This window comes from Armatimonas sp. (assembly GCF_043760365.1).
GTDB lineage: Bacteria > Armatimonadota > Armatimonadia > Armatimonadales > Armatimonadaceae > Armatimonas.
Map to the genome: position 1 here is coordinate 1 of NZ_JAYUPA010000164.1, position 2,179 is coordinate 2,179.

General features: G+C 58.0%; 2 protein-coding genes and 1 pseudogene. All 3 read left to right on the plus strand.

The features are described from left to right. The coding region (locus tag ACH2EH_RS04095) for a hypothetical protein (protein WP_395139211.1) at positions 1–1,037 on the plus strand (1,037 nt) is incomplete at its 5' end. After that, complete coding sequence (locus ACH2EH_RS04100; RefSeq protein WP_395139212.1) at positions 1,034–1,813, plus strand: hypothetical protein; 780 nt, start codon at positions 1,034–1,036, stop codon at positions 1,811–1,813. The genes ACH2EH_RS04095 and ACH2EH_RS04100, both read left to right, overlap by 4 nt. Positions 1,814–1,876: 63 nt before the next feature. Continuing rightward, positions 1,877–2,179, plus strand: a pseudogene (locus ACH2EH_RS04105) (hypothetical protein); the annotation flags it as partial.

Below are 2,179 nucleotides of genomic sequence, written 5' to 3' on the forward strand. Positions count from 1 at the left end.
CTGACATCGAAGAACTCCGCCGTCTCCACACTGAGATGGACATTGCCGTCCGCGACGCCTACGGCTGGAGCGATCTCGACCTGCGCCAAGGGTTCTACGGCGACGGCAAAGAGACGCGCTACACGCTCCACCCGGACGCGAAAGGCGAAGTCCTGCGCCGACTCCTAAAACTCAACCACGAGCGCCACGCGCAGGAAGAAGCCGACGAAGCCGAGATTGTCCCGACGCTGAAGGAAGAAGCCGTCCAGGAGGCAAAGGTGAAACGGGCAAAGAAGGCGCGTGAGGAGAGCGCGGCCTACGGGCAGCTCACCACTGACGACCTTTTTGTCGAGCAGCTCATTGAGGATCACACCGCGCAAGCCACGCCGCCACAAACTCCCCTGCGCGAAGCCGAGATTCTGGAGCGAGCCGCACTTCTCGCCACCTACCTCGTCATGCGTGCCAGCACCCCCGAGCGGCTCAACCGGCTCCGGCGCTACCCCGCTCGCCCGCGCTTCACCATGCCACGCACCTACCAACGTGTTCGGCTCGTTAAGCACCTCTACTTCATTCAGGAGATGTTTCAGGCGGGGAAAGCCAAGGGCACTCCTATACTCAGCCTCAGCTTCCGACGCGACAAGAAAGGCCCGTACACCGAGCAAGTACAGCAAGCCGAGCTACTCGCCGTTCGTCATGGCTGGCTTCAGCAAGGAGCGCCCGAACGCGCCGATGATGAGCTCACCGTTCGCTTCGAGCTTGGCCCCAACGCCGATGAAGCCGTAGCTCGCGCCCTAGAGCTACTCGGCGAGGAAGAGCCCAACCTTGACCACGAGCTCCTCCCCCTCGACGACAGCAAGACGGTCAAATCCGAGCAGTGGACCACCGTTCACAAATCCTGGTTTGACCTGCGCCGCATGGAGCGGGCTGCAACCACGGCGGAAGTCCAGGCCGATATCGCGAAGTGGAAGCCCAACCGCGCCGCCTTTAGCCCACAGTACACCGCTGCGATCTACCAGGAACTGGAGCTTCGTGGTTTCTTAAAGGGATCAGGCAAGTGAACGTCGAGTTCAACGAGTTCACCTACGCCTTTGCCTTGCTGGACAGCCTCCAGAGAAGTTTCACGCCTAAGGGGAAGCGGCTCCTGCCGATCCTCCCCACAACTCGCGAAGAAGGAAAGCATGGCTACGATGCCCGCTTAGACTTTACTCCCTGCCAGCCCTTGTTCTTGCAGTTCAAAGTCTGCGAACGCATGCAGCGTGGCACTGCCATCGGAAGTGAGGTTCTGGAGCCTCCTTTCTTCCGCTTCAAGATTTGGCCGGGGAAGAAATCAGCACAGCACGACGCACTACTGCGTCTGAACTACATGCACTCGCTGGTCTTCTATGTCGCCCCGCGAATTCAGACAACGGAAGAGCTTACCTCAGCGCACGTTACGGGAGATCTTCCTCGTCAGTCGCTTTGGGTGCGCCCTATATCTGTTGGACCGATGCCAGATGAGGAGCAGCACTATATCGTCTATAATCGATCCGGTACGCAGGTCTATCGTTGCTCTGAGCCCCTTCGGATCGAAGATGCCCAGACAAGCCCTGTGTTCCTGGAGGGCTTCTCCCAGGAGTTCCATCGAACACCACGCCAGCTTCTCGACAGCACTCTGGGCTTAGTTCGTGAATTGAATTGGGATGAACGAAGCCAGCTTCAGTTTGAAACACCACTCCACGAGTTCTTGGAAGACGAGAGCCACTCAGCAGTTTTGCGTCTTGAACTCGCGATCCGTCACTACTTTGGCTGCGCGACCGTGTTGCTATTTGGCGATCAAGAAACGCGGCGAACCTGATGCAGCCTATCCCTCTGTTTTCCAGGTTCCGCTTTCAAAACGATAGAATGAGTAACTAAATCTATGAGTACAGTAAAACAAAAGACAGTTCCACGGATGGACACGCTGTACCAGCGCTTGGCGGCGGCAGGGTTCCCAAGGCATTTTGTCAGAGAAGCCGCTCTGCCATCCTGGTGGGAGGACTCCATGGCGGAGACCGAAACTGGCTTTGCTCATGGTGCTCTGTTGGTTGCACGTCACATTGGTGCGGACGTGCAAACTCTCCTCGAAACCGATGGGTCGGTGACCCTAGAGCCCATGGGGCGTGTTCTCTTCAAGTCGGGAGGTAATACCGTCCCCGAAGCGCTACGGGCAACAACATCTGTG